This is a genomic window from Streptococcus sp. HMSC064D12 (assembly GCF_001837205.1).
GTDB classification, from domain to species: Bacteria; Bacillota; Bacilli; order Lactobacillales; family Streptococcaceae; genus Streptococcus; species Streptococcus salivarius_D.
Genome location: NZ_KV831736.1, coordinates 116,341 through 142,095 on the forward strand (window position 1 = coordinate 116,341; position 25,755 = coordinate 142,095).

A 25,755-nucleotide genomic window follows, 5' to 3' on the forward strand; every position below is an offset into this window, starting at 1 on the left:
ACTTACAAAAAGTAAGACTTCAAAAAGAGACTTTCTACTTAGATTTTAAACATTCAAAGATGATGATATAATCTGACTTTTTTGAGGGTTTACATGATGCCTTCTTAAAAAATAATAGATGTTTTTTTGCTCAAAGGTTATAGTTATTTTCCGTTAATACATTTTAGGAATCAAAAACACTCAATTCCTTCCAAAAAATCTTAGTCATAGATTGACATTAAAGAAGTTTTAAGATAACTTTAAAGTAACGATTTAATCCGATCTTATCGAGGAGTTGCCATGAAAAAAATAAATCTTCTTTATTTATTAGCTATTCTGGCCATCATTTCTGGTCTTTTACTGTATTACTTGCCAGACATGACGTCTGGACATAATGCAGAGTCAAATAAAACAAGTCAGACTTTTAAGGAGAAGACAATTGTCCATGATTTTGGTACGACAGAGTTGAAAAAAGCTCCAAAACGTATCGTTATCCTCGACAACCTCTATGGTGAAATCTTGGATCCTCTAGATATCACTCCAGTAGGGGCGACAACTGGTCAAGCTGATAGTCAAGAATTTTCAACCCTCTTTAAGAAACAATACAAGGATGCCAAAGTGGTTTCAGTTGGTTGGCAGGGTAATCCAGATTTGGATAAGATTGCTGAGTTAAAACCTGATTTAATCCTTATGACAGGCGAGCAGGAAGACCTCTATGATGAGCTGTCTGAAATTGCACCGACTGTTGGCTACCAAATCAACACCGATGAAAATTGGGACTATCATGAAACCTCTCTTAAGGTGGCAGAAATCTTTGATAAACGTGATGAGATGAAGAAGGATCTCGATAGATTGGATGCTAGGGAGGCCGTTTTCGCGGAGAATGTCAAAGCCAAGTTTGGCAACCAGAAACTGATGTATCTGCGCGTGACTGACAATGACATCCGTTATTATGCTTACGGGCATTTTGGTTATCTCTATGATACTTATCATTTCAATCGAGCGGAAACCTTCAATCCAGATGATATGTTACAAGTTATCGATCCAGATAAACTAAAAGACATTAATCCGGATCTCCTGATTGTTCAAGCAGATTCTCAAGAACTCCTAGATAATAAACTTAAGAATACCCCTGTCTGGACTAGCTTAAAGGCTGTTCAAAATAACAAGGTCATCTATGCTGACTACTCAACCTACATGCTGGGCTTTGGGATTGTCTCCCAAGAAGCTATTATGAAATAGATTTCTGATGAATGGGGATTAAATTAAACTAAAAACGACCGGTAGGGTCGTTTTTCTATGTTCAAAGTAAGTTTAAGTGACAAACAAACGTTTAATATGTTTTCTCAAGGCAAAATAGAGCTGAATGGTCATGGGAATCCAAATCAAGGGCTCGCATAGGATAACGCCAAGGTAGCGCATAGAAGGAATAACCAAAAGAACAAAGAGAATTTTTCCAAAAAGCTCAATAAAACTTGAGGTTAAAGGTGTCAGTTTCTTACCAAGACCTTGCAGGCTATTTCTAAAGATGAAGAGCATTCCTAAAATAGGATAAAAGAGAGAACTGATACGGAGGTAGCGACTAGCATTATCAATAATCACAGCATTATTTGAACCAGAGATAAAACCAGCTAAGAAGGCGCTAGCTACATAGAGGAGGACACAAGCAATGACAGACCAAGTTATAGAAACGAGACAAGATTGCTTTAACCCAGCTACTATGCGTTTAAACTGTTTGGCCCCGAAGTTCTGAGAGGTGAAGGTCGTCACCCCAGCAGCAAGTGAAGTCAAAGGGAGAACGGCGAAGGACATAATCCGTCTTGCCGCCACTTGAGCGCTAATGATGAGAGGGCCAAAGCCGTTAATGGCATACTGTAAGGTTACAGTCCCAATAGAAACAATGGAATTCATGAGTCCCATGGCCATGCCTTGTCCAAAAAGATCCAAATAAAGACTTGAATCAAGGACAAAGTCTGACTTACTTGGTAGAAGGAAGGTCACTTTTTTCTTAATATAGTAAAGACAGAGAATTGCCGAAAGTCCTTGAGAAATAATAGTTGCTAAGCCTGCTGATTGAACACCAAGATGGAGTTGGGTAATAAAGAAAAGGTCTAAAACGATATTGACTATAGCTGAAAAAATCAGAAAATAGAGGGCTGTCAGACTATCACCAACCGCTCTGAGGAGACCTGCACAAAGATTATAACCCAAAGTAACCCCAACACAGGAGACAATCATAGAAATATACTGGTAGGACTGCCCGATGATAGAAGCAGGTGTTCCTAAAAATTTTAGCAAAGGATAAAGCCCAAAATGTCCTAGAATCATAACCAAGGCACTTAAGACCAGACCGATGACAACTGTGGCCGCAACGGACTGACGAAGTTTCCTAAAGTCTTGGGCACCATAATAACGTGCGATAACAACTCCCATACCATTTCCAACACCTAAGGCAAAGCCGATAACCAAGTCAAAAATAGCAGAAGAAGCCCCTACAGCAGCCAAGGCATCTGGACCTAAAAAGCGTCCCACAATCATGACATCCGCAGTATTATAGAGTTGCTGGAAAATATTGGATATCAGAATTGGTAGAGCAAAGATTAAAAGAGACCGCAAAATGGGGCCTCGTAAAAGATCAACTGACGAATTTTTCATAGACTTATTATAGCAAGATTGTAATTGTGAAACAATGACAAAAAGCCATCCTAAGATGACTTTCGCCTATTTTTAAGATAGCGGCTAAGTATTTGTGTCATATGGTTGTAGCCCGCCGCAATCATTGGAATTTGTAAGTAAATATAAGGTAAAGTGTACTGACTTTTAGTCTCAGATATGAGGTGGAAGAGGATACCCCCAAAGAGATAGAGAAAGGCATAAAGTCCCAACGTTGCCCCGTTTCCCATTCGTTTATAAGTGAAAGCGTAGTAGAACACACCACCAAGATATAGGACTAGGAGATAGCCTTGCATATAGGTTACGAAAAAGAGATGCAAGGTCCCGTCGTGATAGATGGAAGTCGCAAACCTATTCCACAAAGGCTGAAACTTGTCTTTACTTGGGCCATTCCATATGGACTGGAAGCTTCCCTCTGTCCAAGAACTGATAAACTTGGTGCTGAAAAACCAACTGGCTTCATCGGGATGTGCTAGGAGATATTGAACACGCTTATCAAAAAGGTGATTGGCACTTTTTTCAATCTTTTCGATATTGCCCTTTTTCTTGGCGTAAATGTCACGGACATAGCCGGTATACCATCCTGGCATGCGTTTAGAATCGGGTTTGTCCTGTAAGCCCATGGCCAGCCAAGCAATCTGTGGCGTTCCAGGAATTTTTTGATGGGTGGTAATCTCGTAGTAACTGGTCGTCGCCTTATGCAAACTCATAGGAAAGGCAAAGAAAGCCAAAACTAAAAGCAAATAGAGGTAACGTTTTTCTCTCAGAGCCATGAGTATTAGAATACCAGATAGCGCAATAATGAGAATGATATTATTGCTCCTTACCCAGTAGGCCAAAGATAGTATGACCACAGAAAGAATCGCATTCCTAGCCTTACCACGTCTTAAGTAACGTAGAAAGAAGAGAATAGCAAAACTAGAAAAGAACAAGCCATACATAAGCCCATAGGCAAACATAATGTTAAAGACTAGAGGTAAGAAACCGAAACTCATGATGACAGCCAAACGACTAACTAAAGGCCTAGTAAACAGTTCATCTGTGATTTTCCAAGTAGCATAGTTCATACCAATGACCATGCCAAGATTCAATACATAGAAAACTGAGATGACTGGTAAAGGAATCAGATAGAGAACCAAGCGTTCAAAACTAAGCAATCCCAACTGATGAGGATAGCGGAAGAAGTAGGCTCCTGGTTTTATTAAGGAGAAGTCGCCAGCATTGAACTGAACCGCCCCCTTAAAGACAGTACCTGCATCGTCTCGACCAGCAAAACTGGTCAGAAAAATCAACAGTAGGCCAAAACTCACAAAACAAATGGAAAAAAAGATGAAAATCTGCTTTGTTGTCAGTTCCTTTAAAATCTTGGGCCAGAGAAGGGTCAAAAGCAGGATGACCCCACCTGAAACATAAACGTACCAAGGAACGCTACTAATCTCTGCCCACTCAAAGTACCCCGTCATCATGGTCGTGCGAATGAACAAAGCAGTCACAAATAATAGTCCAAAGACTAAGAGCCCCACATAGCGCCCTAACCATTCTAAAACAGAACTCGTATATGACATAAGAGCCTTCATGCTGAAAGTCTCCTTTAATATAGGTAATTACCCTTATAGTTTAGCACAGTCGTCGGAAAAATGTAATGAAAATCAGAAGAAAATCTCATTCATCAACGAAAGAAATTGCTCTAATGAAGACATAGAAAAACTCTCTCGTTTTTTAAACAAGAGAGTTTGATTTTATAAAGTAGATTACTTCATCCGCATACTATCAATTTTTTCTTCAGTCGGTGTGACACGTAAGGTCTTTTGTCCCGTATAAGTTACAAATCCAGGCTTACCGGCTGTTGGTTTGTTGAGTTTCTTAACATCAATCATATCGACTTGAACCAAGTTTGACAGACGTGCCTTAGAGTAGTAGGCTGCCAATTCAGCTGCATCTGTTTTGACCTCATCAGTAGGGTTAAGATTGTCCTTGATAACCACGTGACTCCCTGGAATATCCTTGGCGTGGAACCATAGCTCACCCTTTTTAGCCATCTTGAAGGTCAACTCCTCATTTTGCAGGTTGTTACGACCAACCATGATAATGGTCTTACCATCAGAAGCTAGATACTGTTCAGGTTTCTTACGTTTGTGGCGCTTGTCAGTTGAACGACGCTTCATAAAGCCAGCCTGAACAAGCTCCTCACGAATATCCTCGATTTCATCCATGTTGGCTTGAGAAAGACTGAACTCGACACTCTCCAAATAGTCAATGGTTTGCTTGGTTTCCTCAATCAAACCAGTTAAGTGCTTAACAGCTTCCTTGAGTTTCTGGTATTTCTTGAAGTAACGCTGAGCATTTTGGTTAGGCGTTAGAGCCACATTTAGAGGAATCGTAATCTTTTCACCAGTGTAGTAGTTGTCTAGCTCGACACTATCCTTGTCATTTGGTACCATGCTAAGATAGGTGGTCAAAAGTTCCCCTTTTTGACGGAACTCCTCAGCATTTTCGGTCGCCGCAAGCTCTTTTTCCTGTTTAACAAGCTTTTTCTTGTTTTTTTCCAGTTCATTTTGCACGCGGTGAATCAAATCACTAGCCTGTTGAGCCACACGGTCACGCGCCGCCTTGTCCAAGTAGTAGTAGTCTAAAAGGGCTGACAAGGTTTCAAACTCAGGTTGGTCCTGACTATCAGAGAATCTTACAGCTGAAAATGCCTTAGCCGTTAAGTTTGGCTCTACTTCACGATTGAAGAAGGCACGGAAATTCTTGAGCTTATCAGTCTCAAGTAAGGCTGATAATTCATTGGCCGTGTCACGCCCCAAACCTTGGAAAAGTTTTTGAAGGTTTCTAGCTGACAAATCCTCAGTCTGTAGGATCTCAAAGAGTTTTTCGTCTGGAATGTCGAAAGGATTCTTGGCGTCCGTCTTAGGAGGAGCAATATAGGTAGACCCAGGCAGAATAGTACGGTAACTATTTTGTGAGAAACCAACATGCTTGATAGACTCAATGATTTTGCTCTCGTTCTTGTCAATCAGGATAATGTTGGAGTGTTTCCCCATGATTTCCATAACAAGAGTAACCTTAACGCTATCACCGATTTCATTTTTATTAGAGACGGAAATCACAAGGACACGGTCATTTTCCAGTTGCTGGATATCCTCGATAACCGCTCCCTGAAGGTATTTCCGCATAATCATGGTATAGGTGTTTGGATTCTGTGGATTTGGCAAGTCAGCCTTGGTCGTTTGAATACGTCCAAAAACAGGGTGAGCTGAAAGCAGAAGCTTGTAATTCTGACGATTGTTACGAATGGTCAAGACCAACTCACGCTCAAAAGGCTGATTAACCTTCTGAATACGTCCGTAGAGAACCTGCTCACGCAACTCAGCCGTCATATGATGAAGAAAAAAGCCGTCAAAAGACATGATGTACTTCCTTTCTTGTTAGTGATAATAATTGTTTTATTTAAAAAATAAAATTTTCTGTGAAACTTTCCTTAGGTGTTGGCGGACGTCAGCGAACTTTTACAAAGTTCCATGACTAATAAAGATACAAAGGGCGTCTGCGGATATAGTCAAAAAAGAAAGTTTGACGCAGAATCTTTAGATTCTAGGAGAACTTGTCTTTTTGACACAATCCGCAGCCCGTGTTCAATTGTTTTTGAGCCCCTTCGCTTTTTCATTTTTAGGCTCAGGCTAAAACAGTTCCCCGAACTGTTTTACTCTCAAAAATTCCGAGCGCCTGAAACCTTTTAGTTTCAGGCGCTTTTAACACGGCGGAAAGTCTCGGTTAATTGCTCGCTCTGCTCGCAAAAAAGTTATTTCAAAAACTTGAAGAGTTTATGAACTTTGTTAGTTATTTTTAAATAATTTGCATACGTTATGAACGTAAATATTGCCTAACTATTATAGCACAAAGAGAGTAAAAATGCTTTGGATGGGTAGTCGGAATTGAGTTTGTTATTATTATGGACCATTCTTTATTACAAAAATTGTTACGCTAAAACAGTTAAAAGTTATGTCTTAGATTATCATGAATACCTTTGAATTTATATCTGACTTGTGGTATCATTTAATATGCTGAAAATTAAAGGAGCATTAAATGAACGATATTAAAAAGATATGCAATGCGACTAATTTGAAATACCTGGCTGTTGCACTTATGTTTTTGGACCAAATCTATCAGATGTTCGGGAGTATGGGGGCACCTATATGGTTGACGATGTTGGGACGTCTGTCTTTCCCAATTTTCCTCTTTCTTGCTGCTGATAGTTTTCACTACACACACGATCGTATGGCTTTTCTCAGGCGTCTGCTTTACATGAGTTGGTTTATGATCATTGGCAACGCCATCATTGGTAGTATTTTTCATAATGGTAGTATCGGTTTAACCAACAATGCCTTTTCAACCTTCTTTATCACCGGGATTTTTATTTACTCTTGGGATTTGTTGTTTAAGGGACTTCGTGACAAGTCTTATAGGGAATTGATTCAGGGGATGGGTGTCTTTCTCTTGCCAATCCTTTCAGCAATTCCAGTTGCTGTACTAGGGGGGATTTTTGAAACGCCTAACGGAAATCCATTTGTGGCTCATAGTGTGGCTTTTCTCTTGTCTCTGGTACCAAGTGTTATCATGGTTGAGGGTGGCTTTGTGATGGTTATTCTTGGTTTACTATTCTATATTTTCCGTACCAATCGCATGGCTCAAATCATTGTCTTAGCTGTTATTTCAGTGATTGCCCATCTCTTTGATCCGACGGGTGTGCAATGGATGATGATTTTTGCTGCGATTCCTATGTATTTTTATAATGGTAAGCGTGGTAGTGGTAACAAGAATTTCTTCTATATTTTCTACCCAGCTCATATTTATCTCTTGTGGATCCTAGCAAGTTTGTTTAGATAAGATGACAAAGACAGTCCTTGTGCTGTCTTTTTTTCATGCTCAAGAGCCATTTTTATGGTTTGTTTCCTGCTTCTAAAACTGCTATAATTTAAGGCGTAATAGAATCTTGTGATAAGTCAATTGGAGGTATATCATGACAAAAGTAGCAGTAGTATTTGCGGAAGGTTTTGAAGAAATCGAGGCCTTGAGCCCAGTGGATGTCTTCCGCCGAGCAGGATTTGACTGTAACATGCTAGGACTTGAAAGTGCGTCAGTAACTGGCTCACATGGGATTCAAGTCGCTATGGATGGTGTATTTGATGGTAATTTTGCGGATTACGACTTGGTGGTTCTTCCTGGAGGTATGCCTGGCTCAACTAATCTACGCGACAATCAGGACTTGATTGCCTCTCTTCAAGAGGCTGCAAAAGCTGGAAAATATGTTGTTGCCATTTGTGCAGCACCAATTGTTCTCGAACGTGCTGGCTTGCTCGAAGGGCGTAAATTCACATGTTTCCCAGGTGTTGAGGACCAAATTGCATCTGGCGAGCATCAAACTGACTTGGTGGTTGTTGATGGCAATATTGTCACTAGCCGTGGTGCCGGAACAGCCCTAGCCTTTGCCTACGCCTTGGTTGATTTGTTGGGTGGCGATGGTCAACAGTTGGCTCATACTATGGTTTACGACAGATTGTTCCAATAATCTTATTTTAAGACTGTTATCCAATATTCTTAACACCTATTGTTAGGAATATTGACAATTTATGTTACTCTATGAGATGATTGAGAACGTATCAAACAGAGGGCCTAGTTATAGGCTGGAGAGACCTTAGCTTAGTTTTTTAAGCTTTGGTTTTTTCTTTTCTCCTTTGACATCCGTCTTGAAAACGGTTATAATAATCACAAAATAACCTTTAAATGAGTCCAGAGAGGCTTGAAAGGTCGGACAGGTGAAAAAACAGGGTTCTCCTGTGATTTTTTGTGCGACCTTGCCATGTGGCGAGGTTTTTTTGATGACATTTTGCAGTTTAGAAAGGGTTGTCATGATATTAGTTGAAGATTTAACCATTGTGAGTCAGCGTGAGATTGCACCTCGTATTTTCGAGATGGTGCTTAAGGGAGAGATGGTTGCGGATATGCAGGTTGGACAGTTCGTTCATCTCAAGGTACCAGACCCAAGTAAGCTCCTTCGTCGTCCGATTTCCATTTCAGAGATTGACTACGACAAGAAAGAGGCAACCATTGTCTATCGAGTGGAACGCGAGGGAACAGCTATTCTGTCTAAGATGGTAGCTGGGCAAGCCATCGATACCATGGGCCCTCAGGGAAATGGTTTTGATATTTCCGTCATTGAGGCTGGGCAGAAAGCCCTCCTAGTTGGTGGTGGTATCGGTGTGCCGCCTTTGGTTGAGACAGCTAAGCAGTTGAAGGCTAAAGGTGTGGAAGTTGTATCGGTGATTGGTTTTGCCAATAAGGATGCCGTCATCTTGGAGGACAAGCTCAGAGCTTGTGGAGATGTCTATGTGACGACCGATGACGGTTCATATGGTATCAAGGGTTACGTTTCAACAGTTATTGATGGTTTCGACTGGACACCAGATGCCGTATACAGTTGCGGAGCTCCGGGCATGCTTAAATATGTCGATAGCAAGTTTGAAAATCATCCTCATGCCTATGTTTCTATGGAAGCTCGTATGGCTTGTGGTATGGGAGCTTGCTATGCCTGTGTGGTTCACGTTAAAGGAGAGTCGGACGCCAAAAATCTTCGTGTTTGCAAAGAAGGGCCAGTCTTCCCTACTGGAAAAGTCATCGTCTAGGAGGTTACCATGTCAGAGATTAAATCAGAAAATCGTTTAGCTATTAGCCTTCCAGGGCTCGACTTGAAAAATCCTATTATCCCCGCCTCAGGTTGCTTTGGTTTTGGTCAAGAGTATGCCAAGTATTATAATTTGGACAAACTAGGTTCTATCATGATTAAGGCTACGACCGCCAACCCTCGTTTTGGGAATCCAACACCCCGTGTGGCTGAGACACCATCAGGCATGCTTAATGCCATTGGCTTGCAAAATCCAGGTGTTGATGCTGTCTTGTCTGAAAAACTCCCTTGGTTGCAAGAGCATTATCCAGAGCTTCCAATCATTGCCAATGTGGCTGGATTTTCAAACGAAGAATATGCGGAAGTTTCTCACAAGATTTCCAAAGCTAGCAACGTCAAGGCTATCGAGCTCAATATTTCCTGTCCAAACGTAGACCATGGTAATAACGGCCTTCTCATTGGACAAGTTCCAGAGCTTGCCTATGCGGCAGTAAAAGCCAGCGTCTCTCACTCTGATGTGCCCGTCTATGTCAAACTGACACCGAGCGTGGCTGATATCACAAGTGTCGCCAAGGCAGTCGAAGATGCCGGTGCGACTGGTTTCACCATGATTAACACCTTGGTCGGAACACGCTATGACTTGGCTACTCGCAAACCTATCATTGCCAACGGTCAAGGTGGCATGTCGGGGCCAGCCGTATTTCCAGTAGCCCTTAAACTTATCCGCCAAGTTGCTCTAGCTTCAGACCTTCCAATCATCGGTATGGGTGGCGTTGACAGTGCCGAAGCGGCTATCGAAATGTTCATCGCTGGTGCCTCAGCCATCGGTGTCGGAACAGCCAACTTCGCAGATCCATATGCCTGCCCTAAAATCATCGACCGACTCCCTGAAGTCATGGACAAGTACGGCATCACAACACTTGAAGACTTACGTGAGGAAGTTCGAACAGACTTGTTGGGGAAATAGAATAAAAATAGCATTGTTAAGGAGTTCAACAAAGGAATAATTACTTTCATCTCCCTTTGACATTCCCTTATAAAAGCGCTATAATAGAACAAATTGAACTGAACCTTTAATCGAGTCCAGAGAGGCGAGAAAGGTGTACTGAGATGCTACGGCATCACTAAAGGGTAGGGACTGCCCTATTTTCGTGCAACCTTCGCTGACTGGCGGAGGTTTTTTGTGTGAAAGGATATAAGAAATGAGAGAAAATCGTCCTGTTATTGCCCTTGATTTCCCTACTTTTGAGGATGTGAAGGCTTTCCTTGCTAAGTTTCCCGCTGGTGAAAAGCTCTATGTGAAGATTGGTATGGAACTTTACTATGCAGCTGGGCCTGAGATTGTGCGCTACGTTAAAGAGCTTGGCCATAGTGTTTTCCTTGACCTTAAGCTCCACGATATTCCAAATACTGTGAAATCAGCTATGCGTGTCTTGTCTAACCTTGGCGTTGATATGACTAATGTGCATGCGGCTGGTGGTGTGGAAATGATGAAGGCTGCGCGTGAAGGCTTGGGAGATGGTCCAATCTTGATTGCTGTAACACAGTTGACCTCTACCTCTGAAGAGCAGATGCGTGATTTTCAAAATATCCAAACCACACTTCAAGAATCAGTGGTTCATTATGCAAAGAAGACTGCTGAAGCAGGTCTTGATGGTGTTGTCTGCTCAGCACACGAAGTAGCGAAAATCAAAGAAGCAACAAATAAAGATTTCGTTTGTTTGACACCTGGTATCCGTCCAGCAGGAGCAGCAGTTGGTGACCAAAAACGTGTCATGACACCTGCCGATGCCCGTCAAATTGGTTCAGATTACATTGTTGTAGGTCGTCCAATTACACAAGCTGACGATCCAGTAGCTGCTTATCACGACATCAAGGCCCAATGGAACGGTCAATAAATTTTCAAAAAGACCTTATTTCATAGGAAAATAGATTGAATTAGGTTATAATAAAGAGTAGAAAACGCTTTACGGAGGATAATAATTATGACATTAGCATCACAAATCGCATCTGACTTGCTCGATATCAAGGCTGTTTACCTTAAACCTGAAGAACCATTTACATGGGCATCAGGAATCAAATCACCAATCTACACAGACAACCGTATTACTTTGTCTTATCCAGAAACTCGTACCCTTATTGAAAATGGTTTTGTGGAAAAGATTAAGGAAGAATTCCCCGAAGTAGAAGTGATTGCAGGTACTGCAACTGCGGGTATTCCTCACGGTGCGATTATCGCTGACAAGATGAACCTTCCATTTGCCTACATCCGTAGCAAACCAAAAGATCACGGTGCTGGTAACCAAATCGAAGGTCGTGTGGTTAAAGGCGAAAAAATGGTTGTTGTTGAAGACTTGATTTCAACTGGTGGTTCAGTACTTGATGCTGTAGCAGCTGCAGAGCGTGAAGGGGCTGATGTTATCGGTGTTGTGGCTATCTTCACTTACGAATTGCCAAAAGCTGAGAAAAACTTTGCGGATGCTGGTGTGAAATTGGTTACTCTTTCAAACTACACTGAGTTGATTAAAGTCGCTAAAGTACAAGGCTACATCACAGCAGATGGACTTCAACTTTTGAAGAAATTCAAAGAAAATCAAGAGACTTGGCAAGACTAATTATCAAGATTTAAGGCGGAACGTTTTAGGCGTTTCGCTTTTTTTAGTATAATTTAGGAAAAGATAAGCAGGGAGAGTATAAGATGTCAATTAATGAGTGGTCAGATGCAACGGCAATGACAGAAGCCGTGCAAAATAAGACGGTCAGTCCCCGAGAACTAGTGGAGGCTACCATTCGTGAAGCGGAGAGAACGAATCCTAAGATAAATGCTATCGTTAGTCAACGCTACGAGAAAGCTATAGAAGAAGCAGAAACTAGAGACTTTTCAGAGAAACCTTTTGCTGGAATCCCGATTTTCCTAAAGGATTTGGGTCAAGAGCAAGCTGGTGAGCCGTCAACCGCGGGTTCTCGCCTATTTACAAGTTATCGTGCAACGGAAACGGATAATTATGTAAAGAAACTTGAGGAACTGGGCTTTATTATTTTAGGGCGTTCTAGCACTCCTGAGTTTGGCTTCAAAAATATCAGTGATGCTCAGATTCATGGTCCTGTTAACCTGCCTGATGATGTCACGCGTAATGCTGGTGGCTCAAGTGGTGGTGCGGCAGCTCTTGTGAGTTCTGGCATTTCTCCCTTGGCCCCAGCTAGTGACGGTGGAGGCTCTATCCGTATTCCAGCCTCCTTTAACGGACTTATCGGGCTTAAGCCTACAAGAGGACGGATTCCTGTTGGTCCTAGTTCTTTCCGTGGCTGGCAGGGAGCCTCTGTTCAGTTTGCTTTGACTAAGACTGTGCGCGATACAAAACGCTTGCTCTATCACATGCAGACGTGTCAGATGGAAAGTCCTTTTATCTTACCGAAGCTTAGCAAAGTGTCTTTAGAAGAAGCAGTTAGACCTTTGAAGATTGCTTTTTCGACTGTTTCTCCTATTGGTGGTAAGGTGTCAAAATCTGCTATTGCAGCGACAAAAAAGGCTGCTAGAGCATTAGAGAGTCTCGGACATCATGTGCATGAAATGAGCGACCAGCCCTTAAATGGGATTGAAGCCATGCAGTCTTACTACATTATGAATAGTGTCGAGACGGCTGCCATGTTTGATGGTATAGAGGCTGGTTTGGGACGTCAGATGACGCTTGAAGATATGGAGTTGATGACTTGGGCTATTTTCCAATCTGGGCAAAAGATTCCTGCAAAAATTTACTCTAAAATTCTAGCCCAGTGGGATCAGTATAGCCATCAGATGGCGAATTTTCATGAGTCTTACGATATTCTTCTGACACCAACAGTTGCGGATGTGGCGCCTAAGCATGGACAGTTTGCCCTCTCTGAAAACTTACAAAATCAACTCAAACATATGGCTGATTTTGACTGGCCAAAGCAACAGGAACTTATTTGGGAAATGTTTGCGGACAGCTTAGACTGGACACCTTTTACTCAACAAGCTAACCTGACGGGACAACCATCGATTTCTTTACCTGTCTATCGTGATGAGCAGGGGCTCTCACTCGGTGTTCAACTGACAGCTGCCAAGGGAAGGGAGGACCTCTTGTTACACTTGGCCCAACAAATGGAAGAACGTTCGTTTTTTAGCTAGACATTCTCATTTCCGGTTCAATATTTTGTGAAACCCTTTCAAATAGTGTAGGCTAAGATTATAAGTTTTTAACTTAACTTCATTTTTTAAGGAGACACACATAGATGAAAAAGAGATTTTTCGCCGTATTTAGCCTAATTTTGGCTGCGGTCTTTTTGGTTGCCTGCTCGTCACAGAGTACAGGTGAGAAGAACTGGGAAAAGATTGAGAAACGTGGGAGCATCAAGGTTGCGACTGCTGGAACACTTTACCCACAAACCTACCACGATGATAAGAATAATCTGACTGGTTATGACGTTGAGATTCTCAAAGAAGTTGGAAAACGCCTTAAGTTGAAAATTGACTTCACGGAGATGGGCGTGGATGGCATGCTTACCGCTGTAAATAGTGGTCAAGTAGATATCGCTAACTACTCACTCGAAGATGACAACAAGAACGTTAAAAAATTCTTGCGCTCTGAACCATACAAGTATTCATTCACTTCTATGGTAGTTCGTGAATCAGATAATTCAGGAATTTCTTCATGGAAGGACCTCAAAGGCAAGAAAGCAGCCGGTGCTGCAAGTACCAAGTACATGAAGATTGCCAAAAAAATGGGTGCTGAACTCGTCGTATATGACAATGTTACCAATGACGTTTATATGCAAGACTTGGTAAATGGTCGTACAGACGTTATCGTCAACGATTACTACTTGCAAAAGATGGCAGTAGCTGCTATCAAAGATAAGTACCCTGTTAAGATCAACGACGGCATCTACAGTAACCCTTACTCAACAAGCTTTACTTTCTCATTGAAGAATAAAACCCTTCAAGAAAAAGTTAATAAAGCTATCAAAGACATGAAGAAAGATGGTACCCTTACCAAGATTTCAGAGAAGTTCTTTGCTGGTCAAGACGTTACAAAGAAAACCAAAGTTGACTACACTGAGATTGATATCTCTGATGTTGAATAATATGAGCGATCCAATTGGATCGCTTATTTGCTAAAGAAATGTTTAGAAAGATAGACTTATGATTATTGATTTTTCACTGATTCTAAAAAGCATTCCCTATGTTCTATCAGGTTTGCCCTATACATTGGGGATCTCCCTTTTAAGCTTTATGGTGGGGAATGTATTTGCCATCATCCTTGCCTTTATGCGGATGTCGCAAAAACCTTGGTTGAAGTATCCTGCCCGTGTTTATATTTCCATCATGCGTGGCGTCCCTATGTTGGTCGTGCTCTTCATTCTTTACTTTGGTCTGCCTTACGTTGGTGTTCAGCTGCCCGCCCTTCTTTGTGCCTTTATTGGTTTCTTATGTGTTAGTGCTGCTTATATGGCAGAGATTTTTCGTTCATCCATAGCTGCCGTAGATAAGGGGCAGTGGGAAGCCGCTCGCTCTCTTGGTCTTCCGCAGAAGTCTATTATCCGTCGGATTATCTTACCTCAGGCCATGCGTATAGCAGTAGCACCACTTGGTAATGTCATTATCGACATGGTAAAGAGTTCCTCGTTGGCGGCTATGATTACAGTGCCTGACATTTTCCAAAACGCTAAGATTATCGGTGGGCGTGAGTATGACTACATGTCCATGTATATCCTAATCGCCCTTATTTACTGGACTTTGAGCTTTACTCTTGAACTGCTTCAAGGTTATCTTGAAAAACGTTTAGCTACCTATTGATTTTTGAAAAAATTGTTTGAATATCTAATAAAATGTTGAAATTTATTTAATTCTAATCTTATAAATGTGGTATAATAAAAACGATTTAAAAATCAGAAAGGTATTTTGGAATGAAGAAGAAAACAGTCGTTGCAACGACCGTATCAACCCTACTTGTCTCAACTGCCATCTTGGCCAATGCTGTCCATGCTGACGAGGTAGAAACTCATGCAACTATAACAGCACCAAGCACTGAAGTAGTAGCTACAGAGGCAACTACCAATGCGACATCTACTGTAGCAACAACTGCATCTAGCGAGTCTGCAGCACCAGTAGCTAGTTCAACATCAGTTGTTACTGCTTCAACAGCTGAAACAAGCGAAACACCCGCTGCTACAGCAAGTGAAACTGCAACTGTAGCAGCAACTCCTACAACAGAAGTCGTGACAAATGCTAGCACAAGTGCCAGCAACGACACTGTAACTGTCCTTCACACCAACGATGTTCATGGTCGTATGGTTGAAGATGATCGTAACGGGGTTATTGGTGATGCTCTTTTGTCTGGTATCGTAAATGATTCTCGTTCAAAAGGAACAACTCTTGTCTTTGACTCTGGGGACTCATTCCAAGGTCTTCCGATTTCAAACAGTTCTAAGGGTGAAGACATGGCAAGCGTCATGAATGCTGTTGGTTTTGATGCCATGACAGTGGGTAACCATGAATTTGACTTTGGTCTCGACCAATTGCGTCGTTTGAGCAAACAAATCAATTTCCCAATCATCACATCTAACGTATATGTAGATGGCGTCCGTCTTTTCCAACCATCTACAATCGTTGACAAAACACCTGGTGTTGATGGAGATGAAGTAGTCGTTATTGGTGTCACTACACCTGAGACAGCTACTAAGACACACCCACGTAATATCCCTGGTGTCTCTTTCACTGATCCTATTACTGAAGTTAAGGCTGTTGTTGACCAAGTGGAATCAAATGCCCGTGCCGAAGGTAAGGAATACAAGACTTATGTTGTCCTTAGTCACTTGGGGATTGATACAACAACTCCAGTTGAATGGCGTGGATCAACTTTGGCAGAAGCTCTTTCAAATTATGCACCTTTGAAAGGAAAACGTGTTCTTGTCCTTGATGGTCACTCACACACTCTTCACACAGCGACATACGGCGATAACGTTACTTACAACCAAACTGGTAGCTACCTTAACAATGTTGGCCGCGTCGTTTATAATTCTGACCGTGTCTTGTCACATGGTGTGATCTCACACGACGAAGCTAAGAAAAATTATCAAGTTAACCCAACAGTTAAAGCTATGATTGATGATATCCAAACTAAGTACAAGGCGGGTTCCTCAAAAGTCGTTATTGAAAATAGCCCAGTTAAACTTAGCGGTGACCGTATGGACGTTCGTGTTCGCGAAACTAACCTTGGTAATGTGGTCGCCGATGCTCTCTTAGATTACGGACAATCAGCCTTCACACACAAGTCTAACCTTGCCGTGACAAATGGTGGTGGTCTTCGTGAAACAATCGCCAAAGACAAACCAATCACTAAAGGTGATATCATTGCCGTTCTTCCATTTGGTAACTCAGTTGCTCAAATTCAAGTAACAGGTCAAAATATCCATGATATGTTTGTCAAATCTCTTGGTTCTATTCTCCAAGTTGACGAAAGTGGTAAAACTGTTCTGGACGAAAATGGCCAACCTCTTCTTGAACCATCTGGTGGTTTCCTTCAAGTCTCAGGAGCTCGTGTTTACTATGACACAACTCTTCCAGCTGAAAAACGTATCTTGTCAATTGACATTTTGGACCCAGAAACTGGTGTCTATAAACCACTTAACACTAACGAAACTTACTATCTTGTAACCAACGACTTCTTGGCTGCTGGTGGTGATGGCTTCACTATGCTAGGTGGTCCTCGTGAAGAAGGTCCTTCAATGGACACAGTCTTTGCTGATTACTTGACACGTGCAGACCTTTCTAAGTATGCCGTTATCAATCCAAACTCACGTACCATTTCAATTTCAAGTGCTGATTTTGCTGCCTTGAACAAAAAAGAAAATGCAGCAGACCCTACACTTAATCCATTGAAACCAGTCACTCCATCAACTATTACTAAAGATTTAGAAACTAGCAAACCAGTGGTGTCTAAAGTAGTGACAACGCCTAATGGAAAAGTATTCTTCATTTCAACAAGAAGCGAAGCACTTAAAGAAACTGAAAAAGTGACAGAAGCTTCTGCCCAAACTGAAATCCTTCCTACAACAGGTGACAAGGGCTCACACGCAGGTCTCCTCGGACTTGGTATGTTGCTCACTCTCTTTGGACTTAGTGGTAAACACAAAGGCAAAGAGAAAAACTAAGAAGTTTGCAGATAAAAAAAGAGTTAACCATTTGGCTAACTCTTTTTTGTTTTCTTCTTGTTGCTATGTGTTTTTCGATACTGGCTTGGTGTTTGGTCGTAATAGTGTTTAAATTGGCTGTTGAAATTGGATAGGTTATTAAAACCAACATTAGTAGCAATTTCCAAAACTGGTTTAACGCTATTACGAAGCTCCTCGCAGGCAGCATTGACTCTTGCCTGAATGATAAATTCTGTACAAGAGGTACCTGTATGTTGCTTAAAAATCGTCATAAAGTGGGTCTTACTATACCCCATAAGCTCTGATAACTTTTCAATCGTGAGATTTTCGGAATAATGTTGGTTAATGTAATCAATGATTTCCCGAATCTTTTCATTCTTACGATAATGATCATCAGAAGTTTTTCGCTCTACCAAACGATAGAAGTAGAGGAGGTAGATTAATTCTTCAAGTTTTGACTTGAGAAGAAGTTCATAGTGACGATCTTTCTGACGAATCATCTTAAAAATCTCAAAGAGGAGAGCTTTGATTTCCCTATACCCCTCGTCTGACGGTCTCAGGCATTGTTTAAACTTGAAATTAGAATTCTGTAAAGGCTGTAGGTAGCGTAGACTAAGCGGATCCACCAGCGACTGCCCCAACATATCCAAATGAAAATGTAGGGTGTCCGTATGATGAGGCTGATTATCTACGGGGTGAATCGAATGAAGGCCATTCGGACGTATTAAAAAGATATCTCCAGCCTGACTATCAAAATAGTCATAATCAATATGATAACGAGCAGTCCCCTCATAAACATATTGAATCTCAAGCTCAGGATGCCAATGAAAAAGAATATCAGGGCGCCCATTTTCAACCTTGGTTTCCGTCAATCGAAATGGAAGCAGATTATCGTCAAAGTCTATCAAATGTTTTAAATCAGTATCAGTAGTTGCTTGACTCATGGCAAACCTTTCAAAATCATAGGATAGTACCATGATAGCATTTTCTTTCTTAAAAAGCTTGAGTAAATCGTCTGATGGTATTGATAGGTTTTATTTTACATAATTTTATTTCTGTATTTATGATGCAAAAATAAAAAGATGACAGAGCATCTTTTTACATAAATTTAGTTATGTTTATTTTCCTAGACAGAACTGGCTAAAGAGTTGTGTAATGAGTTCATCTGGGGCAGCGTCACCAGTAATTTCTCCCAGAATTTCCCAAGTGCGTGTCATATCAACCTGTAGGAGGTCAACAGGCATGCCTAATTCAAGACCTTGATTGACTGCTTCAAGGCTTTCGAGGGCTTTTTCAATGAGTGAAATGTGACGGGCATTTGAGAGATAAGTAGCATCTTTCTCCACTAGACCAGCATTATCAAAGAAGAGCTGATTGATACGATCTTCAATTTTGTCAATGTTTTCATTCTTGAGGACTGAAATTGGGATAACATCTTCAGGAAGCTCTTCCATTTGGATTGCTTGTGGAAGGTCTGTCTTATTTAGGAGAATGATACGATTGCTATTTTGGCTGATTTCGAGTAATGTACGGTCTTGCTCAGTTAACGGTTCCGAGCTATTAAGGACAAGAAGAACCAGGTCAGCCTCTTCGAGAGCTTTCTTAGAACGTTCCACACCAATCTTTTCAACAACATCATCTGTGTCACGGATACCTGCGGTATCAATTAACTTAAGTGGAACGCCTTTGATATTAACGTATTCTTCAATGACATCACGTGTTGTACCCTCAATGTCTGTAACGATAGCCTTCTCCTCACGTAGGAGATTGTTAAGAAGACTAGATTTTCCGACATTTGGTCGACCAATGATTGCTGTTGAAAGACCTTCTCGTAGGATTTTTCCTCGTTTGGCAGTAGCCAAAAGATTTTCTAGAAGTGCTTGGAATTCTTGAGTCTTTTCACGGACAAGATTTGTAGTAACTTCTTCAACATCATCATACTCTGGATAATCAATATTCACTTCGACTTGAGCTAAAGTGTTAAGGATTTCTTGGCGAGTGTTGTTAATGAGATGCTTGAGCGAACCATCAAGTTGAGAAACGGCAACGGCCATAGCCTTATCAGTCTTAGCACGAATCAAGTCCATGACAGCTTCAGCCTGGGTCAAGTCCACACGACCATTCAAGAAGGCACGTTTAGTAAATTCTCCAGGTTCGGCCATACGAGCACCAGAACGGATAAGGAGTTGAAGGATTTCATTGGTTACAGCGACACCACCATGGGTGTTGATTTCCACGACATCCTCACGCGTAAAGGTCTTTGGTGCACGCATAACACTGACCATGACTTCATCAATGGTTTCATCATTTTCCACGATATGACCGTAATTGATAGTATGTGAAGCGACCGTTTCTAAATTTTTTCCTTTGAAAACCTTATTAGCAATAGCAACTGCATCGGTTCCAGATAGGCGAACGATACCGATAGCACCTTCACCTAAAGGTGTTGAAATTGCAGTAATCGTATCAAATTCTTTGGTAATTGACATAGTTATTCCTTTGGATTTTTTCTGAATTAGTTGTAAAATGATTTAATTTCATTGTAACGCAAAAGACCAGTAGTAGCAAGGATTGGTGCCGATAAAGTCAAGAAAAAAGAGCCTAGGCTCTTTTTGTTTATTTGTGACGTTCAAAGTATGATTTAGTTTCTTTGAAGATGATTGGTGAGAGAACAAGGAGGGCAATCAAGTTAGGCAATGCCATCAAACCGTTTACGATATCCGCAATTTTCCAAACAACATCAAGTGTGAGGTATCCACCAAGGGCAACCATGACTACAAAAATGAGGCGGTAGAGTGGAAGGAATTTCGTTGATTTGAAAATGAATTCGAAACAACGTTCACCGTAGTAAGACCAACCCAAGATTGTTGTAAAGGCAAAGAGAACCAAAGAAAGTGTTAAGGCAATTTCACCAAATGTACCAAAAACAGAAGAGAAGGCTGCTTGTGTCATTGGGGCACCTTCTAGGCTACCTGACCATTGACCCGTTACAAGGATAGCAAGACCAGTAAGCGTACAGATGATAATCGTATCAATGAAAGTACCTGTCATTGAAATCAAACCTTGTTCAACAGGTTCTTCAGTCTTAGCAGCAGCTGCAGCGATAGGAGCTGATCCAAGACCTGACTCATTAGAGAAGACACCACGCGCAATACCAAGACGCATAGCAACCATGACTGTTGCACCAGCAAAACCACCAACGGCTGCTTTACCAGTAAAGGCAGATTGGAAGACCATTCCAAGGACTGGAAGAAGTTGATTAAAGTTAGTAAAGATAACCACAAGAGCTGCTAAGATATAGAGCCCAGCCATAAATGGTACGACCTTTTCAGAAACTTTAGAGATAGATTGGATACCACCAAAAATGATAGCAGCAGTGATAAGAGCAAGAATGACACTTACGATTTTTGGTGACCAGTCAAAGCTATTTTGAAGTGAAGCGGTGATTGAGTTAACTTGAGAGAAAGTACCAATCCCCAACCATGCAACAAGCACACCTGCAAAGGCAAAGAAGTAGGCCAAAGGTTTAGCAATTGTTTGCCATTTCCCAGAAAAACCGTGTGTGATGTAATACATTGGACCACCAGAGACATTACCTTGGTCGTCAAGTGTACGGAATTTAATAGCCAAAAGACCTTCGGAATATTTGGTTGCCATACCAAAGAAAGCGGCAATCCACATCCAGAAAAGGGCACCTGGTCCACCAGTCTTGATGGCAGTAGCTACACCGACAATGTTACCTGTACCAACAGTTGCTGCGAGAGCAGTCGCAAGGGCTGCAAAACTAGAAATATCACCTTCCCCTTTATCTTCAGCAAAGATAAGTTTAAAAGCTTTAGGAAGACGAAGAACTTGCAAAAGACCAAGACGAATTGTAAGGTAAATCCCAGTTCCTACAAGAAGGACCAGAAGGGGTGGACCCCAGACAAAATCATCAATGGTAGTAAAAAAGTCTAACATAAATTTACAATCTCCTTTAACCGAGACGTCAAAAAAGAGGTTTGGCTTGACCAGACCTCTGAGAATACAAAGCTATTACTACAAGTTAAAAAACTTGCGATGCTTTCTGTCCTTTTACCTGAGAGTTTCGGTTGTTACCCCTTGCCCCTTCGGTGTCTTGTATACAGCTAAGGCTGCTTCAAGATCTCTCCAGAAGTCCGTCAATCACCAGTCATCCTGATGACATCACTCGGTTCTTATTTTATTGTGATTCTATCTTATCGAAAAAAACGAACAGTGTCAACACTAATTTTCATCAAAACTATAAAAATCCGAATATTATTCTTTAGAATGTCTTCCTCTAAAGCTAGGAATATGGGCAATCTTAAGCAAAGTACTTCCAATAAAAACAAACAATTATCTTCTAAAGTTATTTCAGATCCATTATGAATAGAATCTGCATTTTCATCCAAAAAATGATAAAATAGTAGAGCTTATTTTTGAGAATGGAGAATATGATGAACCCATTATTAACTGGTATGAATGACAAACAGGCCGAAGCCGTCCAAACGACTGAGGGGCCTTTATTGATTATGGCTGGTGCAGGATCTGGGAAGACACGTGTGCTTACCCACCGCATTGCCTACCTCATTGACGAGAAAATGATTAACCCCTGGAATATCCTAGCCATTACCTTTACCAATAAGGCAGCTCGTGAGATGCGTGAACGTGCTATGGCTTTAAATCCAGCAACTTCAGAAACCTTGATTGCAACCTTCCATAGTATGTGCGTGCGAATTCTTCGTCGTGAAGCGGACCATATTGGCTACAACCGAAACTTTACTATCGTAGATCCTGGTGAACAACGTACTTTGATGAAACGTATTCTCAAGAATCTTAACCTAGATCCTAAGAAGTGGAATGAACGTGCCATCTTAGGGACGATTTCCAACGCCAAAAATGACCTCTTGGATGAAGTGGCCTACGAGCACCAGGCCGGTGATATGTACACCCAAATTGTTGCTAAATGTTATAAGGCCTATCAAGAGGAGCTCCGTCGTAGTGAAGCTATGGATTTTGACGATTTAATTATGATGACTTTGCGTCTCTTTGACAAAAATCCTGATGTTCTCGCCTATTATCAGCAGCGTTATCAGTATATTCACGTGGATGAGTACCAAGATACCAACCATGCTCAATATCAGTTGGTAAAACTCTTGGCTTCTCGCTTCAAGAATATCTGTGTCGTAGGTGATGCTGACCAATCAATCTACGGTTGGCGTGGGGCTGATATGCAGAATATCCTTGATTTTGAGAAGGACTATCCTGAAGCCAAGGTAGTTCTCTTGGAAGAAAACTACCGTTCAACCAAGAAAATTCTCCAGGCGGCCAACGAAGTCATCAAGAACAACCGCAATCGCCGTCCTAAAAAACTTTGGACTCAAAATGATGACGGTGAACAAATCGTTTATTACCGTGCTAATGACGAGCGTGATGAAGCTGTTTTTGTTGCTTCAACTATTGATAACATTATTCGTGAAGAGGGTAAGAACTTCAAGGATTTCGCTGTACTTTATCGTACTAATGCTCAGTCTCGTACTATCGAGGAAGCCTTGCTCAAGTCTAATATTCCTTATACCATGGTTGGTGGTACCAAGTTCTATAGCCGTAAAGAAATCCGTGATGTCATTTCTTACTTGAACTTAGTTGCCAATCCTGCGGATAATATTAGCTTTGAACGTGTGATTAATGAACCTAAACGTGGAGTTGGGCCTGGTACGCTTGAAAAGATTCGCACCTTTGCCTATGAGCAAAACATGAGTCTCCTAGATGCATCAGCTAATATTATGTTGTCACCGATCAAGGGGAAAGCAGCTCAGGGCGTTTACGATTTTGCTAACATGATTCTGAATCTACGTGACCAGCTAGATGGGCTAAGCATCACTGAAGCTGTAGAGACAGTTTTAGATAAGTCTGGTTATCTGGATGCTCTTTCTATGCAACAAACACTTGAAAGTCAAGCACGCATTGAAAATATTGAAGAATTCATGTCTGTTACTAAGAATTTTGATGAAACCAACACCGATGGTACGGAAGATGAAACAGGTATTGATCGTTTAGGTCGTTTCTTGAACGATCTAGCGTTGATTGCTGATACGGACGATGGTGATATGGAAGCAGCAGAAGTAACCTTGATGACTCTCCATGCTGCTAAAGGACTTGAATTCCCAGTTGTCTTTCTTATCGGTATGGAAGAGGGGGTCTTCCCCTTGTCTCGTGCCTCAGAAGATCCAGAAGAACTCGAAGAAGAGCGTCGCTTAGCTTACGTAGGTATTACCCGTGCTGAAGAGATTCTTTTCCTTACCAACGCTAATACACGTACGCTTTTCGGTAAGACTAGCTATAATCGTCCTAGCCGTTTCTTGCGTGAAATTTCAGATGATTTATTACAATATCAAGGTCTAGCTCGTCCAGCCAATTCATCATTTGGTGTTCGTTTTACAAAGGAAGAGCCAACACAATTTGGTCAAGGCATGAGTTTACAACAAGCGCTTCAGACCAGAAAAGCAAATGCACAACCTCAAAGACATACTGGCGCTCAGCCATTTTCAAAAGCCACTGGCGGACTACCTTTTGGCAAGACTTCAAACTCTGGGAATTCAGCTACTGACTGGGAAATCGGAGATATCGCTCACCACAAGAAGTGGGGAGATGGGACCGTCCTAGAAGTAACTGGAAGTGGCAAGACACAAGAACTTAAGATAAAATTCCCAGAAGTTGGACTTAAAAAAGTTTTGGCAAGCGTAGCACCTATTGAGAAGAAATAGAAAGGGACCGAAAGGTCCTTTTTATAAGCCTTCCCTATCACATTGATAAAAAATTTCTATTAGACAGCTAGCTTTTCTGGGTGTAGAATGAAAGCAACTTTTGTTTTGGAGGACACCCATATGTCACGAGAATTTTCATTTGAAACCTTACAATTACACGCTGGACAAACACCTGACAAGGAAACAAAATCACGTGCTGTTCCAATTTACCAAACGACTTCATATGTTTTTGACGATGCTCAAGAAGGTGAAGATCTCTTTGCCCTTAGAAAACCGGGTAATATTTACACACGTATTACCAATCCAACAGTAGCAGTACTTGAAGAACGTATTGCAGCCCTCGAAGGTGGTGTTGGTGCCTTGGCTACAGCTTCAGGTATGGCTGCAATCACCTATGCGGTCCTTGGTTTGGCACATGCTGGCGATCATGTTGTTGCTGCGACAACCCTCTACGGTGGAACATTTAATCTCTTAAAAGAAACTCTTCCACGCTATGGCGTCACTACAACTTTTGTAGATGTTGACAATCCTGAAGAAATTGAATCTGCTATCAAAGATAATACTAAACTTGTCTTGATTGAGTCTTTGGGTAATCCGCTTATCAACATTCCTGATTTTGAAAAGATCGCTGAAATTGCTCACAGTCATAAGATTCCATTGGTTGCTGACAATACTTTTGGGACTCCATATCTCATCAATGTTATCTCCCATGGTGTAGATATCGTAGTTCATTCTGCGACTAAGTTTATCGGTGGACATGGAACAACTATCGGTGGTCTTATCGTCGATTCTGGTAAATTTGACTGGGAAGCTTCAGGCAAGTTCCCACAGTTGGTTGACGAAGACCCATCTTACCACAATATCAGCTATACACGTGATGTTGGTCCAGCAGCATTTATCACTGCCCTTCGTACACAACTTTTGCGTGACACAGGGGCTGCCTTGGCACCTTTCAATGCTTTCTTGCTTTTACAAGGACTTGAAACACTTTCACTTCGTGTCGAACGCCACGTCGAAAATGCTAAAAAAATCGTAGACTTTTTGGAAAATCATCCAAAAGTTGAAAAAGTGAACTATCCTGGATTGCCATCAAGTCCTTACTATGACTTGGCACAAAAATACTTCCCTAAAGGACCAGGTTCTATTTTCACTTTCCATGTGAAAGGTGGACAAGACGAAGCACGTACCGTTATTGATAATCTTGAAATCTTCTCAGATTTAGCTAACGTTGCTGATGCAAAATCTTTGGTGGTTCACCCTGCAACAACAACTCACCAACAGTTGGCAGAAGCAGATTTGTTGGCTTGTGGTGTCACTCCAAATCAAATTCGTATCTCAGTTGGTTTAGAAAACGCAGATGATTTGATTGAAGATTTAAAACTAGCTCTTGATAAAATCTAAGTATTTTGATACTAAACATTCAAACCAGCTCTATAGCTGGTTTTTTGTTTATCTTACGAAAACCACTAGCTGTGCTAGTGG

General features: G+C 41.4%; 20 protein-coding genes and 1 riboswitch. Of the genes, 13 read left to right on the plus strand and 7 right to left on the minus strand.

The annotated features are described in order from the left end of the window. Nucleotides 1–279: 279 nt before the first annotated feature. Nucleotides 280–1,221, plus strand: a complete 942-nt coding sequence (locus HMPREF2697_RS04235; protein WP_070849753.1) for an ABC transporter substrate-binding protein — start codon at nucleotides 280–282, stop codon at nucleotides 1,219–1,221. A 72-nt stretch (nucleotides 1,222–1,293) separates the two neighbouring features. Here HMPREF2697_RS04235 and HMPREF2697_RS04240 read toward each other — a convergent pair whose 3' ends face one another. From HMPREF2697_RS04240 to HMPREF2697_RS04250, 3 genes are all read right to left on the minus strand, one after another. Next, nucleotides 1,294–2,634 carry an MATE family efflux transporter gene (locus tag HMPREF2697_RS04240; RefSeq protein WP_070849755.1) on the minus strand — a complete coding sequence of 447 codons (1,341 nt, stop codon included), beginning with the start codon at nucleotides 2,632–2,634 and terminating at the stop codon, nucleotides 1,294–1,296. Nucleotides 2,635–2,684: 50 nt separating this feature from the next. Further along, nucleotides 2,685–4,229: a hypothetical protein gene (locus HMPREF2697_RS04245; protein ID WP_070849757.1), complete on the minus strand. Its 1,545-nt coding sequence runs from the start codon at nucleotides 4,227–4,229 to the stop codon at nucleotides 2,685–2,687. 174 nt (nucleotides 4,230–4,403) lie between these two features. Further along, nucleotides 4,404–6,062: an Rqc2 family fibronectin-binding protein gene (locus HMPREF2697_RS04250; protein WP_070849759.1), complete on the minus strand. Its 1,659-nt coding sequence runs from the start codon at nucleotides 6,060–6,062 to the stop codon at nucleotides 4,404–4,406. A gap of 676 nt (nucleotides 6,063–6,738) precedes the next feature. Here HMPREF2697_RS04250 and HMPREF2697_RS04255 point away from each other — a divergent pair. After that, nucleotides 6,739–7,539 (plus strand): TraX family protein, encoded by an 801-nt coding sequence (locus HMPREF2697_RS04255; protein WP_045001719.1) that lies wholly within the window; start codon nucleotides 6,739–6,741, stop codon nucleotides 7,537–7,539. A 133-nt stretch (nucleotides 7,540–7,672) separates the two neighbouring features. Next, entirely contained in the window at nucleotides 7,673–8,221 is a 549-nt protein-coding gene (locus tag HMPREF2697_RS04260) for a DJ-1 family glyoxalase III (RefSeq protein ID WP_014633108.1), read from the plus strand. Nucleotides 8,222–8,347: 126 nt separating this feature from the next. Here the strand turns inward: HMPREF2697_RS04260 and HMPREF2697_RS10625 are convergent, their stop codons facing one another. Further along, the gene (locus tag HMPREF2697_RS10625; RefSeq protein WP_038676059.1) at nucleotides 8,348–8,563 is read right to left on the minus strand and encodes a hypothetical protein; all 216 of its coding nucleotides are present in this window, start codon (nucleotides 8,561–8,563) and stop codon (nucleotides 8,348–8,350) included. Here HMPREF2697_RS10625 and HMPREF2697_RS04270 point away from each other — a divergent pair. The 8 genes from HMPREF2697_RS04270 to nt5e all read left to right on the plus strand — a co-directional run bounded on the left by HMPREF2697_RS04270 (nucleotide 8,562) and on the right by nt5e (nucleotide 17,506). Next, a complete protein-coding gene (locus tag HMPREF2697_RS04270; RefSeq protein ID WP_014633110.1) occupies nucleotides 8,562–9,335 on the plus strand; it encodes a dihydroorotate dehydrogenase electron transfer subunit in 774 nt (257 codons plus the stop codon). The genes HMPREF2697_RS10625 and HMPREF2697_RS04270 overlap by 2 nt on opposite strands. Nucleotides 9,336–9,344: 9 nt before the next feature. Then, a complete protein-coding gene (locus HMPREF2697_RS04275; protein ID WP_070849761.1) occupies nucleotides 9,345–10,301 on the plus strand; it encodes a dihydroorotate dehydrogenase in 957 nt (318 codons plus the stop codon). Between the two features lie 235 nt (nucleotides 10,302–10,536). Continuing rightward, nucleotides 10,537–11,232: an orotidine-5'-phosphate decarboxylase gene (gene pyrF / locus HMPREF2697_RS04280; RefSeq protein ID WP_045772141.1), complete on the plus strand. Its 696-nt coding sequence runs from the start codon at nucleotides 10,537–10,539 to the stop codon at nucleotides 11,230–11,232. A gap of 87 nt (nucleotides 11,233–11,319) precedes the next feature. Beyond that, complete coding sequence (gene pyrE, locus HMPREF2697_RS04285) at nucleotides 11,320–11,949, plus strand: orotate phosphoribosyltransferase (RefSeq protein ID WP_004182503.1); 630 nt, start codon at nucleotides 11,320–11,322, stop codon at nucleotides 11,947–11,949. 83 nt (nucleotides 11,950–12,032) lie between these two features. After that, nucleotides 12,033–13,484 (plus strand): amidase, encoded by a 1,452-nt coding sequence (locus tag HMPREF2697_RS04290; protein ID WP_070849763.1) that lies wholly within the window; start codon nucleotides 12,033–12,035, stop codon nucleotides 13,482–13,484. Between the two features lie 104 nt (nucleotides 13,485–13,588). Beyond that, the gene (locus HMPREF2697_RS04295; RefSeq protein ID WP_049553698.1) at nucleotides 13,589–14,437 is read left to right on the plus strand and encodes a transporter substrate-binding domain-containing protein; all 849 of its coding nucleotides are present in this window, start codon (nucleotides 13,589–13,591) and stop codon (nucleotides 14,435–14,437) included. A 58-nt stretch (nucleotides 14,438–14,495) separates the two neighbouring features. After that, nucleotides 14,496–15,149 (plus strand): amino acid ABC transporter permease, encoded by a 654-nt coding sequence (locus HMPREF2697_RS04300; RefSeq protein ID WP_049553697.1) that lies wholly within the window; start codon nucleotides 14,496–14,498, stop codon nucleotides 15,147–15,149. A 110-nt stretch (nucleotides 15,150–15,259) separates the two neighbouring features. Continuing rightward, nucleotides 15,260–17,506 (plus strand): cell surface ecto-5'-nucleotidase Nt5e, encoded by a 2,247-nt coding sequence (gene nt5e, locus HMPREF2697_RS04305; protein WP_070849765.1) that lies wholly within the window; start codon nucleotides 15,260–15,262, stop codon nucleotides 17,504–17,506. Nucleotides 17,507–17,541: 35 nt separating this feature from the next. On the opposite strand, the gene HMPREF2697_RS04310 is transcribed toward nt5e, so the two are convergent. From HMPREF2697_RS04310 to HMPREF2697_RS04320, 3 genes are all read right to left on the minus strand, one after another. Further along, entirely contained in the window at nucleotides 17,542–18,483 is a 942-nt protein-coding gene (locus tag HMPREF2697_RS04310) for an AraC family transcriptional regulator (protein ID WP_079119912.1), read from the minus strand. A gap of 141 nt (nucleotides 18,484–18,624) precedes the next feature. Further along, the gene (gene mnmE, locus HMPREF2697_RS04315) at nucleotides 18,625–19,995 is read right to left on the minus strand and encodes a tRNA uridine-5-carboxymethylaminomethyl(34) synthesis GTPase MnmE (protein ID WP_045768697.1); all 1,371 of its coding nucleotides are present in this window, start codon (nucleotides 19,993–19,995) and stop codon (nucleotides 18,625–18,627) included. Nucleotides 19,996–20,122: 127 nt separating this feature from the next. Continuing rightward, nucleotides 20,123–21,466: an alanine/glycine:cation symporter family protein gene (locus tag HMPREF2697_RS04320; protein ID WP_004182511.1), complete on the minus strand. Its 1,344-nt coding sequence runs from the start codon at nucleotides 21,464–21,466 to the stop codon at nucleotides 20,123–20,125. A 96-nt stretch (nucleotides 21,467–21,562) separates the two neighbouring features. Next, nucleotides 21,563–21,669, minus strand: a riboswitch (glycine riboswitch). A 294-nt stretch (nucleotides 21,670–21,963) separates the two neighbouring features. Between HMPREF2697_RS04320 and pcrA the strand changes: the two genes are divergently transcribed. Together pcrA and HMPREF2697_RS04330 are read left to right on the plus strand one after the other, a co-directional pair. Next, entirely contained in the window at nucleotides 21,964–24,273 is a 2,310-nt protein-coding gene (gene pcrA / locus HMPREF2697_RS04325) for a DNA helicase PcrA (protein WP_070849767.1), read from the plus strand. Nucleotides 24,274–24,393: 120 nt separating this feature from the next. Beyond that, nucleotides 24,394–25,674, plus strand: a complete 1,281-nt coding sequence (locus tag HMPREF2697_RS04330) for an O-acetylhomoserine aminocarboxypropyltransferase/cysteine synthase family protein (protein ID WP_045772148.1) — start codon at nucleotides 24,394–24,396, stop codon at nucleotides 25,672–25,674. Nucleotides 25,675–25,755 lie beyond the last annotated feature (81 nt).